The sequence below is a fragment of the Glycomyces sp. MUSA5-2 genome (genome assembly GCF_037034145.1).
Classification (GTDB): Bacteria; Actinomycetota; Actinomycetes; order Mycobacteriales; family Micromonosporaceae; genus Glycomyces; species Glycomyces artemisiae.
The window spans coordinates 108,087-124,316 of record NZ_JBAGKG010000001.1; the positions used below are offsets into that span (position 1 = coordinate 108,087).

At 71.7% G+C, this 16,230-nt stretch carries 15 protein-coding genes; 8 read left to right on the forward strand and 7 right to left on the reverse strand.

All coding sequences use genetic code 11. The features are described 5' to 3' along the window. Positions 1-10 precede the first annotated feature (10 nt). The 6 genes from WA640_RS00535 (at position 11) to WA640_RS00560 (ending at position 7,418) form a co-directional block, all read left to right on the forward strand. Positions 11-964 carry a beta-ketoacyl-ACP synthase III gene (locus tag WA640_RS00535; protein ID WP_335985596.1) on the forward strand — a complete coding sequence of 318 codons (954 nt, stop codon included), beginning with the start codon at positions 11-13 and terminating at the stop codon, positions 962-964. Between the two features lie 27 nt (positions 965-991). After that, a complete protein-coding gene (locus tag WA640_RS00540; protein WP_030159099.1) occupies positions 992-1,228 on the forward strand; it encodes an acyl carrier protein in 237 nt (78 codons plus the stop codon). Between the two features lies 1 nt (position 1,229). Then, positions 1,230-2,447 carry a beta-ketoacyl-ACP synthase II gene (gene fabF, locus WA640_RS00545; protein WP_335985597.1) on the forward strand — a complete coding sequence of 406 codons (1,218 nt, stop codon included), beginning with the start codon at positions 1,230-1,232 and terminating at the stop codon, positions 2,445-2,447. Between the two features lie 400 nt (positions 2,448-2,847). Then, positions 2,848-4,056, forward strand: a complete 1,209-nt coding sequence (locus WA640_RS00550) for a DUF418 domain-containing protein (protein ID WP_335985598.1) — start codon at positions 2,848-2,850, stop codon at positions 4,054-4,056. An 82-nt stretch (positions 4,057-4,138) separates the two neighbouring features. Next, on the forward strand, positions 4,139-4,672 hold the full coding sequence (locus WA640_RS00555) for a hypothetical protein (protein WP_335985599.1): 534 nt from the start codon (positions 4,139-4,141) through the stop codon (positions 4,670-4,672). A gap of 82 nt (positions 4,673-4,754) precedes the next feature. Beyond that, entirely contained in the window at positions 4,755-7,418 is a 2,664-nt protein-coding gene (locus WA640_RS00560; protein WP_335985600.1) for a Dyp-type peroxidase, read from the forward strand. Positions 7,419-7,466: 48 nt separating this feature from the next. Here the strand turns inward: WA640_RS00560 and WA640_RS00565 are convergent, their stop codons facing one another. Continuing rightward, positions 7,467-8,303, reverse strand: a complete 837-nt coding sequence (locus WA640_RS00565; protein ID WP_335985601.1) for a phosphoribosylaminoimidazolesuccinocarboxamide synthase — start codon at positions 8,301-8,303, stop codon at positions 7,467-7,469. Between the two features lie 168 nt (positions 8,304-8,471). Between WA640_RS00565 and lipA the strand changes: the two genes are divergently transcribed. Together lipA and WA640_RS00575 are read left to right on the forward strand one after the other, a co-directional pair. Next, entirely contained in the window at positions 8,472-9,392 is a 921-nt protein-coding gene (gene lipA / locus WA640_RS00570) for a lipoyl synthase (RefSeq protein WP_442904667.1), read from the forward strand. Positions 9,393-9,413: 21 nt separating this feature from the next. Beyond that, positions 9,414-10,109, forward strand: coding sequence for a DUF4191 family protein (locus WA640_RS00575; protein ID WP_106362332.1), 696 nt, complete (start codon positions 9,414-9,416; stop codon positions 10,107-10,109). 243 nt (positions 10,110-10,352) lie between these two features. On the opposite strand, the gene WA640_RS00580 is transcribed toward WA640_RS00575, so the two are convergent. From WA640_RS00580 to WA640_RS00605, 6 genes are all read right to left on the reverse strand, one after another. After that, entirely contained in the window at positions 10,353-10,766 is a 414-nt protein-coding gene (locus WA640_RS00580) for a DUF3040 domain-containing protein (RefSeq protein WP_106362331.1), read from the reverse strand. Between the two features lie 159 nt (positions 10,767-10,925). Further along, complete coding sequence (gene dinB, locus WA640_RS00585; RefSeq protein WP_442904668.1) at positions 10,926-12,110, reverse strand: DNA polymerase IV; 1,185 nt, start codon at positions 12,108-12,110, stop codon at positions 10,926-10,928. 100 nt (positions 12,111-12,210) lie between these two features. Next, complete coding sequence (locus WA640_RS00590) at positions 12,211-13,404, reverse strand: alkaline phosphatase family protein (RefSeq protein ID WP_335985604.1); 1,194 nt, start codon at positions 13,402-13,404, stop codon at positions 12,211-12,213. A gap of 107 nt (positions 13,405-13,511) precedes the next feature. After that, on the reverse strand, positions 13,512-14,174 hold the full coding sequence (locus WA640_RS00595; protein WP_106362329.1) for a response regulator: 663 nt from the start codon (positions 14,172-14,174) through the stop codon (positions 13,512-13,514). Further along, positions 14,171-15,313, reverse strand: coding sequence for a sensor histidine kinase (locus WA640_RS00600; RefSeq protein ID WP_335985605.1), 1,143 nt, complete (start codon positions 15,311-15,313; stop codon positions 14,171-14,173). The genes WA640_RS00595 and WA640_RS00600 overlap by 4 nt, the downstream gene beginning before the upstream one ends. A 98-nt stretch (positions 15,314-15,411) precedes the next feature. After that, positions 15,412-16,173: a class I SAM-dependent methyltransferase gene (locus tag WA640_RS00605; RefSeq protein ID WP_335985606.1), complete on the reverse strand. Its 762-nt coding sequence runs from the start codon at positions 16,171-16,173 to the stop codon at positions 15,412-15,414. Positions 16,174-16,230 lie beyond the last annotated feature (57 nt).

A 16,230-nucleotide genomic window follows, 5' to 3' on the forward strand; every position in this document is an offset into this window, starting at 1 on the left:
AAGGAGCCGAGTGAGCGTCAACGGAACACGCGTCGTCAGCGTCGGGCACTACCAGCCCGAGAAGATCCTCACCAACGAGGACCTCGCCAAGATCGTCGACACCAACGATGAGTGGATCGTCTCGCGCGTCGGCATCAAGGAGCGCCGCATCGCCGCCGACGACGAGAAGGTCGCCGACATGGCGATCCACGCCGCCCGGCAGGCCCTGGAGAACGCCGGCCTCACCGCCGCCGACATCGACATGGTCATCGTCGCCACGGTCTCCGCCAAGGACGTCTGCCCCAACACCGCCTGCCGCGTCTCCGACGCGCTCGGCATCGGCGCCCCCGCGGCGATCGACGTCAACACCGCCTGCTCCGGCTTCGAGTACGCGCTCGCCCAGGCCGACATGGCGATCCGCACCGGCAGCGCCACCCGCGCCATCGTCATCGGCGCCGAGAAGCTCACCGCGGTCACCGACTGGGAGGACCGCACCTCGTGCGTCCTGTTCGGCGACGGCGCGGGCGCGGTCGTGGTCGAGGGCACCGACGACCCGGCGCTGGCGATCAGCCCGGTCGTGTGGGGCTCGGAGCCGTCGATGAGCGACGTCATCCGCATCGAGGAGGACGTCCCGTTCATCAAGCAGGCCGGGCAGACCGTCTTCCGCTGGGCCACCACCCAGCTCGCGCCGCTCATCGAGAAGGTCGCCGAGCGGGCCGACGTGAAGATCTCCGAGCTCGCGGCCTTCGTGCCGCACCAGGCGAACCTGCGGATCATCCAGGGCATCGCCAAGCGGCTGGACTTCAGCGACGACTGCGTCGTCGCCGAGGACATCGTCTACTCCGGCAACACCTCCGCGGCGTCGGTGCCGCTGGCGCTGTCGAAGTTGGTACAAAGTGGCAAGGTGGCCTCCGGCGCCCCGATCCTCCTGTTCGGATTCGGCGGCGGGCTCACCTACGCCGGGCAGGTCATCCGCTGCCCGTAACTATCGAGAGGAAATTAACTCATGGCTCTGTCTCGTGACGAGATCCGCGAAGGCCTGTCGGACATTCTCGAAGAGGTCGCGGGCGTCAACCCCGACGATGTCGCCGACGGCAAGTCCTTCACCGACGACCTTGACGTCGACTCGCTCGCCATGGTCGAGGTCGTCGTGGCCGCTGAAGAGAAGTTCGGCGTGAAGATCCCCGACGACGAGGTCGCCAACCTGAAGACCGTCGGCGACGCCGTCTCCTACATCGAGAAGGGTTAATGTGACTGAGGTAGTCGTGACCGGGCTCGGCGCGACCACTCCCCTCGGCGGGGACGTGGCGTCGACCTGGGAGGCACTCGTCGCCGGTCGCTCCGGCGTGCACCTGCTCCAGCACGAGTGGGCGCAGGAACTCCCGTGCCGGATCGCCGCCGAGCTGGCGGTGGAGCCGTCCGAGGTCCTGCCTCGGGTCCGGCTGCGCCGGCTCGACCGCTCCGAGCAGATCGCGCTCGTCGCGGCTCAGCAGGCGTGGGACGACGCGGGGCTGACCGACGACCTCGACAAGGAACGGCTCGGGGTCGTCTTCGGCTCCGGGATCGGCGGCGCGCTCACCCTCCTCGCCCAGGACGACATCCTGGAGGAGAGCGGCGCGCGGAAGGTCTCCCCGTTCACCGTGCCCATGCTCATGCCCAACGGGCCCGCCGCGGTCGTCGGCCTGGAGTTCGGCGCCAAGGCAGGCGTGCACGCCCCCACCAGCGCGTGCGCCACCTCCGCCGAGGCGATCTCCTGGGCCGCCGACATGATCCGCGCCGGCCGCGCCGACGCGGTCGTCGCGGGCGGCGCCGAAGCGGTCATCGGCGGCCTGCCGATGGCCGGGTTCTCCTCGATGAAGGCCATGTCGACCCGCAACGACGACCCCGAGCACGCCTCCCGGCCCTGGGACCGCGACCGCGACGGGTTCGTCATGGGCGAGGGCGCGGGCGCGCTGGTCCTGGAGCGCCGCGACCACGCCGAGGCCCGCGGGGCGAAGATCTACGCGGTCGTCGCGGGCTCCGGCCTGACCTCCGACGGCTACGACATCGTCCAGCCCGACCCGGAGTGCCGGGGCGGGGGCCGGGCGATGCGCGCGGCGATCAAGCAGGCCGGCATCGACCCGAAGGAGATCGGCCACGTCAACGCGCACGCCACGTCGACGCCCGTCGGCGACATGGCGGAGGTCAAGGGCATCAAGCGCGAGGTCGGCGACCACGTGGTGCTCACCGCGACCAAGTCGATGACCGGGCACCTGCTCGGCGGCGCGGGCGCGGTCGAGTCCATCGCGGCCATCCTGGCGATCACCGAGGGCGTCATCCCCCCGACGATCAACCTGGAGAACCCCGACCCGGCCCTGGACCTCGACGTCGCCGCGAACGAGGCCCGCAAGGTGGAGCTGAAGGCCGCGCTCAACACGGCATTCGGCTTCGGCGGCCACAACGCCGCGCTCCTGTTCACGAAGCCGTAGGCGGAGTGAACTAGAGGCGCAGCACGAAGCCGTAGGCGGAGTGAACCAGAGGCGCAGCACGAAGTCCTAAGGGACGCAAGCGAACAGCAGGGCCCCGTCGCGAAAGCGGCGGGGCCCTGCTGCGTGTCCACGATTTCGGGAGCGTCTCGGAGTGTCGCGGAGCGTCTAACACAAACCGGACATGAAGAGGGTCCCCTGGGTCAAAAATACTACCGAGGTACGACGCTCCTCGAACGCGATCCTTCCTCAGAACGAGGAGGAACGGTACCGCAGGCGGGAGCGGGGGACGGGGGCTGGCACTACCGTCAAAAGGACACGATTTTCCTAGACTGAGCAGGCGCGGACCCCACCGCGGCGAGGAGACCAGGAAACCCGTCCGTCCGATCCTGAAGGAGCGACCGTGACCGCCACCCCCTACGCGACCGCCGATCCGCCCAAGGCCGGGCCGCCCGCGCCCATCACCAAGGCCGAGCGGTCGCTCGCGCCCGACATCGCCCGCGGCGGCATGCTGCTGTTCATCGCCCTCGCGAACGTCCCGATCCACCTGTGGGGCATGGGCGTCGACCAGTACGGCCACAACACCGGCCAGTCGGCCGCCGACCACATCGCGCTGTTCGTCGAGCAGTTGTTCATCGCCGACCGCTCGCGCCCGATGTTCGCGATCCTCTACGGCTTCGGCATCGCCGTCATGGCCTCGCGCATGTTCGCGCGCGGCATGGAGCCCAAGGGAGTCCGCAAGATCCTGCGCCGCCGCTCGTGGTGGCTCGTCGCGTTCGGCTTCCTGCACGCGACGTTCCTGTTCATGGGCGACATCCTCGCCCCCTACGGCGTCATGGGCCTCATCGCACTGTTCTGGGTGCACCTCTCCGACAAGGGGCTCAAGAAGTGGCTGTGGGGCTCCATCGCGTACGTCGTGCTCATCGGCAACCCGATCATGGCGTTCTTCTTCACCGGCGGCGCGGGCGGCGAGCCCGGCGACGCCTCGCTGCACCCGTACCTGGAGCAGATGATGGTCGGGGCGATCGCCTCGCCGTTCGGCTCCCTCGCGATCGTGGTCACCGGGTCGTTCTTCCCGCTCGTCATCGCGGGCATGATGCTCCAGCGCAAGGGCTGGCTCAATCACCCCGAGGAGCACCTGAAGCGCCTGAAGACGGTGTTCCTCACCGGCGCGGCGACGGGCGCCCTCAGCGCGCTCCCCGTGGCGCTCATCGCGATCGGCGCCTGGGAGCCGTCGACCTCGCTGTGGCGCGCGGCGGTGTACCTGGAGCTCCTCGGCGGGATGTACGCCGGGCTCGGCTACATCTGCGGGTTCGCGCTCCTGGCGCACAAGCTCCGCGACTACGGCCGCAAGGGCGTCCCCGGGGCGCTCGCCGCGGTCGGCGAGCGGTCGCTCACCAGCTACCTGCTCCAGTCGTTCATCATGGCGCCGCTGCTCACCGCATGGGGCATCGGCCTCGGCGAGGACCTCGGGTACCTGGGGGCGTTCGGGGTCGCGTTCGGCACCTGGGCGGCCACCGTGCTCATCGCGGTGCTCATGGACAAGGCCGGGATGCGCGGGCCGTTCGAGGTGCTCCTGCGGCGCCTCACCTACGGCCGCAAGCGGTCCTGATCCTCGGACCGCAGAGACGCCCCTGTGTCGGATGGCCGACGCGGGGGCGTCCGCGCGTCCGGGCCCGTGACACAATACGGCCGTGCAGATGAGCTGGACTCCGATCCGAGCGCTGCGGGCCGCCGTGTTCGCAGCGGTCTCCGGCTCGGCGTCGCTCCTGCTGCACCTGTGGAGCGGCGGGCACGCGCCCGGCCCGCTCCAGTCGGCCGCCGCGTTCGCGCTGGTCTTCGCCGCCGCGTACGCCGCCGGAGGCCGCCAGCGCGGCTTCCTCGTCCTCGCGCCGCTGTGCCTCGCGGCCCAGTGGGGCCTGCACGAGCTGTTCCAGGCCGGGGCGGTCGAGACGGCGCACGTGCACGGCTCGGGCGTGTCGATGTGGCTGGTCCACGTCGCCGCGGCCCTGGCGCAGGCGTCGTGGCTCGCGCGCGGTGAAGCCGCGACGGCGGCGCTGCTCGACCTGCTGACGCTGTTCGCCGCGCGCCTGGTGCGCGTGGCGTCCGCCGAATCCCCGGTCGCGGTGCGGCCGCGGTGGTTCACGCCGCGGACGCGGACGCCGCGTCCGGCCCCGGTCGCTGCGGCGGCCATCTCGCGGCGGGGTCCGCCGCGGTTCGCTTTCTGATTCCCGTTGTCCCCGAGCGCCGTTCGGCGCTTCCCCCTGCCCTGGGCGCAGCGTGCGCTCCGGGCCGCTCAGAAAGCGAACCATGTCCAGAATTCCGGCTGCCCTGCGGCAGCTGCTGCTCCGGCTGCATTTCTACGCCGGCATATTGATCGCCCCGTTCCTGCTCGTGTCGGCCCTGACGGGGCTGGCGTACGCGCTCTCGTACCCGTTGGAGGACTACCTCTACCAAGATCTGAAGACCGTCGATCCCGGCGGCGAGCCGTTGACGCTCGCGGACCAGGTCGCGGCCGTCTCGGCCGCGCATCCCGACTGGACGGTGACGGCGGTGCGGCCGCCCGCGGAGGCCGGGGACTCGACGGGAGTGCTCGTCGACGACGGCGCGGTCCGCGAGTCCGGCGCGGTCGCGATCGTCTACGTGGACCCGTACACCGGGGAGGTGCTCGGGGACTCGACGACGTACGGTTCGTCGCAGGCCGGGCCGGTGCGCGAGTGGATCTCGACCCTGCACCGGAGCCTGCACCTGGGCGAGCCGGGGCGGCTGTACTCGGAGCTGGCGGCGTCGTGGCTGTGGGTCGTGGCGCTGGGCGGGCTGGTCCTGTGGATCGCCCGCAAACGGAGGAACGGCGGTTTCTGGCGGCCGAAGCCGGAGGGCCGGGGCCGCGGGCGGACGCTCGCGTGGCACGGCCCGGTGGGCCTGTGGCTCGTGATCGTGCTGCTGTTCCTGTCGGTGACGGGCCTGACGTGGTCGCGGTACGCCGGTGAGAACGTCTCACAGCTGCGGGAGGCGCTGGACTGGACGACGCCGTCGCTCACCGTGGCCGAGGGCGGCTCTGATGCGCATGCGGAGCACCAGCATTCGGGTTCCTCCGGGTCGTCGGTGTTCGCGGTGACGCTCCTCGACGGCGTCTATGCTGCGGCGCTCGATGCGGGCATGTCCGGGCCGGTGCAGATCGCGCTGCCGTCCGGGTCGGGCTCGGAGTACCTGGTGACGGGCCAGCAGCGGTCGCTGCCGTTGCAGCAGGACCAGGTCGTGGTCGACACCGCTTCGGGCGCACCGGAAGTGACGGAGGAGCTGCGGTTCGCGGACTGGCCGGTGATGGCGCAGGCGACGAACGTCGCGATCGCGCTCCACATGGGCCTCCTGTTCGGCCTGGCGAACCAGATCCTGCTCGCGGCGGCGATGATCGCGCTGGTGTGCATAATCGTGTGGGGCTACCGGATGTGGTGGCAGCGGCGCCCGCGCGGCGCGCTCGTCGGCCGCCCGTACCCGCGCGGGGGCCTGCGGCGGCTGCCGTGGCCGCTCATCGCGGTGGTCGTCGCGGTCGCGGCGGGCGTCGGGTGGTTCTTCCCGCTGCTGGGGATCTCGTTGGCGGTCTTCGTGATCGCGGATGTCGCGGTCGGGCTGTGGAAGCGGGCCGAGCGTCCGCCCGCGGACGGCGACGACGAGCCGTCGGTGACGCGGCGGACGGCCCTGGCGACGGCGACCCTCGCGGCCGCGGTCGGCGCGGGCGTCGGGAAGGCGCTCGGGTCCGGGAGCCACGACGACGGCGAGGCCGGGCACGAGCACGAGGCATCGGCCGTGGAGCCGTTCTTCGGGGAGCGGCAGGCGGGGATCGCGACCCCGGCGCAGGCGCACGCGCTGTTCGCGGCGTTCGATCTGGCCGCGACGGACCTCGCCTCGGGCGAGGCGCTCGATGCGGCCGCGGTCGCGGCGAACCTCGAAGCGCTGCTTCGGGACTGGTCGGCGACGGCCGCGGCGCTGGCGGCGGGCGAGGCCCCGCCGAAGGCCGCGGTCGACGGCCCGGACCAGTTCGACGCGGAGGCGGTCGCCGCTGGCCTGGATCCGGCGCGTTTGACGGTGACGTTCGGGATCGGCCCGGCGGCGTTCGCGAAAGCGGGCCTGGAGGCGGCGCGGCCCTCGAAGCTCGCGGAGCTGCCCGAGTTCGACGGCGACAAGCTGAATCCGGCGTGGTCGGGCGGGGACCTGCTGCTCCAGATCTGCGGCGACGACCAGCAGGTGGTGTCGGGCGCGTTCCTGGAGCTGCGCAAGCGCGCGGTCGGCCTGGGGACGCTCCTGTGGGTGCAGCAGGGGTTCTCGTCGGCGCCGTCGGGCGGCACGCCGCGGAACCTCATGGGGTTCAAGGACGGCAGCGCGAACCCGGAGGCGGGCGGCGCGCTCTTCGACGAGCGGGTGTGGGCGGTCGATTCGGAGCCGTCGTGGTTCGAGGGCGGCACGTACCAGGTGTTCCGCAAGATCCGGATGCGCCTGCCGGACTGGTCGGCGCTGTCGGCGGAGGACCAGAACCTGACGTTCGGGCGGGACCGGGACTCGGGGGCGCCGCTGAGCGGCGGCGGCGAGTTCGACCACCCGGACTTCGAGGTCCTGGACGCCTCGGGCCTGCCCGCGGTCCCGGCCGATGCGCATGTGGCGGTCGTCCACGACGCGGCGATGGTGCGGCGCGGCTTCAACTACGACTACGGGTTCCTGACCCAGGGCGACGTCAGCTCCGACGCGGCCGACGACGGGCACCTCGACGGCCACATGCACGCCGAGCACCCGTACGACGCGGGCCTGCTGTTCGTGTCGTTCCAGGCCGACCCGCAGGTGTTCATCGACGCGCAGGAGAAGATGGCGGCCGGGGACCGGCTCACGGAGTTCATCACCGCGGAGGGCTCGGGCGTGTACGCGGTGCCGCCGGGCGCGTCTGACGGCGGCTTCGTCGGCGAGGGTTTGTTCAGGTCGTAGGGAAAAGGGGGCGGGCGCTAGTGGGCGCCCGCCCCTCTCACGTTCGTGTCACTGCCAGCGCCGGCCGGTGAGCAGCTCGTACGCCTCGATGTACCGCGCGCGGGTGGCCTCGACGATGTCGGCGGGGATCTCGGGGGCCTCGGCGTCGTCGGGCTTCCAGCCGGTGGACCGGGCCCAGTCGCGCACGAACTGCTTGTCGAAGGACGGCTGCGTCTGGCCGGGCTTCCAGCCCTTCGCGTCCCAGAAGCGGGAGGAGTCGGAGGTGAGGACCTCGTCGGCGAGGGTCAGGACGCCGTCCTCGTCGAGGCCGAACTCCAGTTTCGTGTCGGCGATGATGATGCCCTTGCCGAGGGCGATCTCGGCGCCGCGGCGGTACACGTCGAGGGTGAGGTCGCGGACGCGGGCGGCGAGGTCGGGGCCGAGGCGGGCGGCGGTCTGCTCGTACGTCTCGGGCGCATCGTGCTCGCCGACGTCGGCCTTGGTGGTCGGGGTGTAGACGGGCTCGGGGAGCTTCGAGCCGTCTTCGAGGCCCGCGGGGAGGGCGACGCCGTTGACGGTGCCGGTCGCGCGGTAGTCGTTGAGGACGGACCCGGTGAGGTAGCCGCGGACGACCGCTTCGACCTTGACCATGTCGAGGCGCTTGACGCGGACGGCGCGCCCGGCGAACTCGGCGGGCACGTCGTCGGCGGAGACCACGTGGTTGGGGACGATGTCGGCGAGGCGCTCGAACCACCACAGGCTCAGGGCGGTGAGGAGGGCGCCCTTGCCGGGGATCTCGGTGGGGAGGATGACGTCGTAGACGGAGACGCGGTTGGAGGCGACGAGGATCAGGTCGCCGCGGTCGGCGTAGACGTCGCGGACCTTGCCCTGGTGAATGAGTTCCACTGCTGTCCCCTCATGGTGTGCGCCCCGGCGGTGCCGCGTCGATTACACCAGCGGCGACGTCATCCTACGTTTGACGCGGCGGGCCGCTGTGCCGAGCGACACCTGCCGGTGCGCGGTGTCGCGGCGTAGGCTGGGGCGGTGACTTCCGTACAGCCTGAAGGACGCCGGATGCTGCGCCTCGAAGTGCGCAACGCCCAGACCCCGATCGAGAAGAAACCCTCCTGGATCAAGGTCAAGGCCAAGACCGGACCCGAGTACACCGAGCTGCGGGGCCTCGTCAAGAGCGAGGGGCTGCACACGGTGTGCCAGGAGGCCGGGTGCCCCAACATCTACGAGTGCTGGGAGGACCGCGAGGCGACGTTCCTCATCGGCGGCTCCCAGTGCACGCGGCGCTGCGACTTCTGCCAGATCGACACCGGCAAGCCCGGCCCGCTCGACCGCCTGGAGCCGATGAAGGTCGCCGAGTCGGTCAAGACGATGGGCCTGAAGTACGCCACGGTCACGGGCGTGGCCCGCGACGACCTGGACGACGGCGGGGCGTGGCTCTACGCCGAGACCGTCCGCCAGATCCACGCGGCGATCCCCGGGTGCGGCGTCGAGCTGCTCATCCCCGACTTCAACGCCGAGCCCGACCAGCTCGCGGAGGTGTTCTCCTCGCGTCCGGAGGTGCTCGCGCACAACGTGGAGACCGTGCCGCGGATCTTCAAGCGCATCCGTCCCGCGTTCCGCTACGAGCGGTCGCTCGACGTGATCACGCAGGCCCGCGCGGCCGGCCTGGTCACGAAGTCGAACCTGATCCTCGGCATGGGCGAGACCCGCGAGGAGATCTCGCAGGCCCTGAAGGACCTGCACGCGGCCGGGTGCGAGCTCATCACGATCACGCAGTACCTGCGCCCGACGAAGCGCCACCACCCGGTGGACCGCTGGGTCAAGCCCGAGGAGTTCGTGGAGCTGTCGGCCGAGGCCGAGGAGATCGGCTTCGCGGGCGTCATGAGCGGCCCGCTGGTGCGGTCCTCGTACCGGGCCGGGCGCCTGTACCGACAGGCGATCGAAGCTCGCAGTGAAGCCCACAGCGAAGTGCTCGCGTAACACGCCGGTAGAATCGAGTCCATGGCAAAGCAGCAGGAAAAAGAGACGTTCGGGTCGCGCCTGAAGACGATCGGGATGGCGATCAAGTTCACCAACCAGCGGGACAAGCTGTTCCTGCCGTTGGAGGCCGCCGCGATCCTGCTGCCGTTCGTCATCGTGACCGCGCTGGTCGTGTTCGCGCGGTTCTCGCTGCTGTGGTACATCTCGGCCCTGTTCGTGGCGCTCCTGGCGGGCCTGATCGTGCTGAACATGCGCACGAGCAAGGTCGTCAACGCGGAGGCCGTGGGCAAGCCGGGCGCGGCGTACGCGCTCATCGACGGCATCCGCGGCTGGACCGTGACGCCCGGCGTCGCGGCCCTCTCGGAGACCCAGATGGTGCACCGCGCGGTCGGCAAGGCCGGCGTGGTGCTCCTGGGCGAGGGCGGGCCGAAGACCCGCAAGCTCCTCGGCCAGGAGAAGAAGCGCATCTCGCGGGTCGTCGGCTCCACGCCGGTGTACACGTTCCTCGTCGGCGAGGCCGCGGGCGACGACTTCTCGGTGACCGAGGTCCGCAAGCGCCTCATGAAGCTCCCGAAGAACATCGACTCCAAGGACGCCAACCACATCGCCAAGCGCCTCGACGCCCTCGGCATCGGCATGGCCATCCCCAAGGGCCCCATCCCGACCAGCGTCAACCAGGGCCGTGCGGCCCGCCGCGCGATGCTCCGCGGCCGCTAGCCGCAGCGCTGCCGCCGAACATCGGAACGGCCCGACGGGATCTCCCGTCGGGCCGTTCCGCTTGCTGCCGCCGAACGCGCTTCGCGCCCCTCGCGCCTCACCGAATGTCATACCTGTAAGCCACGCTTGAAACCGGGGGCGGTTCGGCACCGCCGCGCATCGCCGTGCCTCCGGCCGGGCACGCGAAGACGGGCCCGCCATTGAGGCGCGGCCCGTCGCTCGCGTGCGCTTATCGGATGCAGGTCAGAAGATGTCGCCGTTGTCGCGGCGGCGGCGCCAGCGCTCCTCCATGCGGGAGGTGAAGCCGCCGGGCTTGGCGTTCTTGGAGCCGCCGGTCGAACGCGTGGTGCCCTTGCCGTCGACGGCCTTGAGCTTCACGTTGGTGCCGCGGCGCTGGGCCCACAGGCCCAGGATGAGGCCGCCGAACATGAGGACCGCACCGATCGGGGCGCCCCACTTGGCGACGTTCCCGCCGGCGATCACCGTGCCGATGACGGCGGCGATGCCGATGACCGTGACGACCCCGGCCAGGATGAGCCTGCGCCGGGTCACGTGCGCCGGGTCGTGGGCGCGCACCGCATTGGCGAACTGCGGGTCTTCAGACAAGGACTGCTCGATTTGCTCGAACAGACGTTGCTCGTGGTCGGAGAGCGGCACGACACTCCTCCTGCACTAGTCTCGACGGAGCCTGTCGAGGCCCCGGTGCTTGATAGTCCAAGTCTACGAGGCTTTCGCCCGAGGCGGAAGGCAGTTCGTCCTTGAATCGGTGCGTTCTGGCCTCGGAACCCCAGGCGGGGACCCCCGGTGCGGCGGCGCTCACCTGCCAGGGTTCCCAGCGTCGCGGGTGTCTACACGCGAGTCACGCCGCGCCAGCCTTCCCGCGGACCCGACGGCCCCCTTCCCGAACTTCTCCCGCGCCTTGTCCATCACCGTTTCGATGTCGCGCCAACCATGTTCGGGCTCGCCGAGCGCCACTTGGCGGCCGACCGCGGCGGACTCCACAAGGTGGTCGAGCTTCACGCCGATGAGCCGCACCGGCGCCGTCGCGGCCGCGTCGGCCATCTCGCGGGCCGCCTCGTAGATCTCCCGGCCCACGTCCGTGGGCGCCGCGAGCATGCGCGAGCGCGTGATGGTGCGGAAGTCCCCGAACCGGATCTTCACGGTCACCCCGCGTCCGGCCCAGCCCGCCGCCCGCGCCCGCGACGCGACCTTCCGCGACAGCTCCAGCAGCACCGGCCCCCACACGGCGCCGTCGGGCGCGTCGTGCCCGAACGTGGTCTCGTTGCTGATGGACTTCTCGATGCGCTCGGGGCTCACGGGCCGCGGGTCGATGTTCCGGGAAAGCGCGTACAGGTGTTCGGCGCTGGCCGTGCCCACGGACGAGGCGAGACTGTCGACGTCGAGTCGCGCCAGGTCCCCCACCGTGCGCATGCCGAGGCGCTGGAGCTTCTCGGCGGTCTTCTCGCCGATCCCCCACACAGCGCGGATCGGCAGCCGGTGCAGGAACTCCAGCTCCGTCTCGACCGGGACGACGCCGAGGCCGTCCGGTTTGACCGCTTCCGAGGCGAGCTTCGACAGGAACTTCGTGGAGGCGATCCCGACGGTGCAGGTGATCCCGTGCTCGGCGCGGACGCGCTCGCGGATCGCGCGGGCGATCTGGACGGGCGAGCCGATGAGGCGGCGGGCCCCGGCGACGTCGAGGAACGCCTCGTCGACCGAGATCGGCTGCACATGGGGCGTGTACTCGCGGAAGACCGCCATGATCTGCCGCGACACCTCCCCGTACGAGGTCGTGGGCGTCATGAACACCCCGTGCGGGCAGCGGCGGCGCGCGATCGCCATCGGCAGCGCCGAATGCACCCCGAACTTGCGGGCCTCGTACGACGCGGCGGCGACGACCCCGCGCGGGCCGAGCCCGCCGACGATCACCGGCTTCCCGCGCAGCGACGGGTCGCGCGCGACCTCCACCGACGCGAAAAACGCGTCCATGTCGACGTGCATGATCCCCAAACCCTCGTCGGACAGGTCGGGGCCGATGAAACGGGTGAGGTCGCTGGCCACCACCGAAGCCTAGCGACCGGGACCGACAGTTCCGGTCCGCTCAGGCCCGGTAGGTCCACAGCGGGACGGCCATCTCCGCTGCGGTGAGACCGCCGTGCTGGCCGATGAGGCGCGCGACGTGCGGCGGCTCGCCCTCGACGCCGACGACCGCGAACGTGCCCTTGCAGGCCACGACCAGGTCGCCGATGCGCTCTCGGGCCGCGTCGGTGACCTTCGGGCCGAACCAGCCGCGGTCGACGGCCTCGTCGCGGTCGATGAGCTCCGCGCGGTCCCCCACCGCGGCGGCCCACGCGGCGCGCACGTCCTCGACCGCGCCCGGCAGCGCGTACAGGTACCGCATGCGACCGTCGCCGCCGATGACGTCGACGCCTTGGAGCAGGTCGGGCCGCTGGTCGACGTGGAGGCGGTCGGTCACGTTGACCATGCCGTGGTCGGCCGTCACGAACAGGGCCGCGTCCCGCGGCAGGCCCGTGAGGATGCCGTCGATCGCCTCGCTGACCTCGGCGACCGCTTCGAGCCAGTCCGGGGAGCCGATGCCGTGGAAGTGCCCGGCCGTGTCGACGTCCGGCAAGTAGGCGTAGACGAGGCTCCGGTCGGCGCGCGCCAGCGCGGCCACCGTTCCCTCGGCGACCTCGCGGGGGCTGATCGCCGGGAGCCAGTCGGCGCCGCGGTAGATCGCGCGAGTCAGGCCGGTGTCGCGGAACGCGCCGTTGGAGACGATCGTGCAGGCCACGCCGTCGGCGCTGGCGCGCTCGAATACGGTCGGGCCCGGCTGCCAGGCCTCGGGGTCGGGGCTGGAGCCGTCCCAGCGGATGTGGGTGACCAGGTCGCCGGTGTCGGGGACGCGGACGGTGAACCCGATGATGCCGTGCTCACCGGGCGGCAGGCCGCAGGCGAGGGACGCGAGGCTGATGGGGGTCGAGGAGGGGACGGTCGCGGTGATGGGGGTGAGGGTGCCGAGTTCGCCGTGGTGGACGGCGCCGACGGTGGCGCTGGCCTGGGCGGCCTGGCCGAGGAGGTGGTAGCCGAAGCCGTCAAGGAGGAGGACGGCGATGCGGCGGATGCCGTCGAGTTCGCCGCCCCTGCCGCCGGTGCCGCCGCCGCGCAGGAGGGCCGCGGCGCTGCCCGCTGGCTGCGGAACCCCAAGGGCCGCAAGGGCGGTGGGCATGACATCGGCGAGGGTGCCGGTGCCGTAGGCGGGTCGGGTGTCCGCCAGGTACGGGCTCGAAGGCATGGCAAGAGGCTAGCCGGTTTCGTGTCGTTTCGGCCACAAGCGGGTCCGGTATACCGGAATGGCGGCGCGAGCGGACGAGAACGGGCGGGGACCGTCTAGGACAGGCCCTAGGTCTCGGGGATGTCGAGGCCCGAGCGGTAGGCGATGGCGACGAGGCCGGCGCGGTCGCGGGCGCCGAGCTTCGCGAGGAGCTTGCCCACGTGGGTGCGGACGGTGGCGGGGCTGATGAACAGGCGCTCGCCGATCTCGTCGTTGGGCAGGCCGGTGGCGACCCAGCGGAGGATCTCCTGCTCGCGTTCGGTGAGGTCGCCGAGGTTGGGGTGGGGGCGGGCGCCGCCGGTGCCGCGCTCGGCGTAGGCGTCGATCACCTTGCGGGTGACGTCGGGGCTGAGGAGGGAGTCCCCGGCGGCGGCGAGGCGCACGGCGCGCAGGAGGTCCTCGGGCGGGGCGTCCTTCATGATGAACCCGGCGGCGCCGCCCGCGAGGGCCTCGAAGATGTACTCGTCGATCTCGAAGGTCGTGATCATGACGACGCGGGTGCCGGACAGCGACGGGTCCTTCCCGATGCGGCGCAGTACTTCGAGGCCGTCGAGGCCGGGCATGCGGATGTCGAGGAGGGCGACGTCGGGCTTGATGCGGCGGATGACCTCCCAGGCTTCGCGGCCGTCCTCGGCCTCGGCGGCGACGTGGATGTCGTCCTCGTCCTTGTAGAGGTTGCGCAGGGCCATCCTGATGAGGCTCTGGTCGTCGGCGATCACGAGTTCGATCATCGCGCTTCCTTACGGTCGTAAGGGATGTGGGCTTTCACGGCGAAGCCGCCGCTCGGCCGCGGCGCGGCGGTGAACGCGCCGCCGCCGGCCTGGACGCGCTCCATCATGCCGGTGACGCCCTGGCCCATCCGGTCGGGGTGGAGGGGGCCGCCGCGGCCGTCGTCGAGGATGTGGACGCGCAGGGCCTCGGGGTCGCAGGCGATCTGGACAACGGCTTTCGTCGCGCCGGAGTGGCGGATGACGTTGGTGAGGGACTCCTGGACGACGCGGTAGGCGGTGGCGGCGACGTTCACGGGGACGGCGGCGGGGTCGCCGGTGAGCTGGTACTCGACGGGCAGGCCGCCTTTGCGCACGCCGTCGACGAGCGCGGCGATGTCGCTGATCGCGCCGGTGGGCCGCAGTTCGGGAGCCTGGCCGCGGCGCAGGGGCGCGAGGGTCGCGCGGAGGTCCTGGAGGGCGAGGTTGGAGGCCTCGCGGATGGCGCGGAGGTTCTCGACGACGCCTTCGGGGGTGCCCGCGTGCTTCTCGGCGGTGTGGAGGGCGACCCCGGCGTTCATGGAGACGACGGCGAGGGAGTGGCCGACGACGTCGTGGATCTCGCGGGCCATCTCGACGCGCTCGTCGGCGCGGTAGCGCTCGCGTTCGGCCTCGCGCTCGCGGGCCCGGGCGCGGCGGGCCTCGCGGGCGATGCGGCCGCCGACGGCAGGGATCGCGAGCCACAGGAGCGCGATGGTGGCGATGAACCACAGGCTGCGGCCGGGTTCGACGGCCTGGTGGAAGGCGACCGTGTAGACGTAGAGGACGCCGAGCGCGATCGAGAGGGCGCGTACGGACCTGGTGAACGCGTAGAAGAACACGGCGATGGCCGGGAGCATGAACACCGGACCCTGCGGCAGGTCGAGGTACAGGTAGACCGAGAGGCCCGCGACGGTGCCCGCGAGGGCGGCCTCGGGCGAGAGGCGGCGGACCGCGAGGAACGCGGCCATGGCCCAGATGAGCGCGAACGCGACGGGCTCGGGCCGGTGGCCGTCGTTGGCGCCGACGGTCCCGCCGGAGGCGAGGAGCGCGAGGAGGACCGCCAGGCCGATGTCGAAGACGGGGGCCGGGAGGCGGGGCCGGGTCGCGTTGGTGGTGGTCACAGGCTCAAGGCTACGGTCCCGGTGCCGCGGCGGCGTGGTCCCGGCGGCGTAATCGCCTCTACGTCGCTGAGCGTAGGCGCAGGACCCGGCGGCTCCGGTCAGCGCATGGGCTTGCGGGCGAGCAGGTGGATGCGGGTGGCCATGTCGCGGAAGGGGACGCGGGCGGCGGTGGCGAGCTCGAACTCGCGCAGGGCCTCGCCGGTGGCGTTCTCGGGGACCTGGACGAGGTCGCCGACGACGCCGACACCGTGGACCTGCTCGGTGACGAGCCCGGAGCCGCCGACGAGCGCGGTGAGCGTGGCGGTCTCGAAGCGGCGCTTGAGGGTGTCGCGGCCCTCGGCGACGCCGTCGACGTCGGTGAGGAGGTCGAGGGCGGTCCCGAACTGGCCGGAGAGGGCCTTGCCGAGGACGGCGGCGATGCGGTTGGCGACGAGTACGGAGACGGCGCCGCCGGGGGCGCAGACCTTCGCGAGGGCGTCGAGCGCGGTGTCGGGGTAGTCGACCATCTCCAGGACGTTGTGGCACAGGACGAGGTCGGCGGAGGCGGGCTCGGCGACGTCGGGGAGCTCGTCGGCGTCGGCCTGGACGGCGATGAGCCGGTCGGTGACGCCCGCGTCGGCGGCCCGCTGGCGCAGGGAGGCGAGGGCGTTGGCGCTGGGCTCGACGACGGTGACGTCGTGGCCGAGCTCGGCGAGCGGCACGGCGAAGCCGCCGGAGCCGCCGCCGACGTCGAGGATGCGCATGGTCGCGCCGGTCCCGGCGGCGAAGCGCTCGATCTCGGCCGACAGGACGGACCACACGACGGCGATGCGGGGGTGGCGGGGCGCCTTGGCGCTCTCTTTCGGCATGTTGTCGACCATGCGGCACAGCCTAGCGCCGACCGTGCGGGAGGGTCAGGCGAGCAGGCGGGTGAGAAA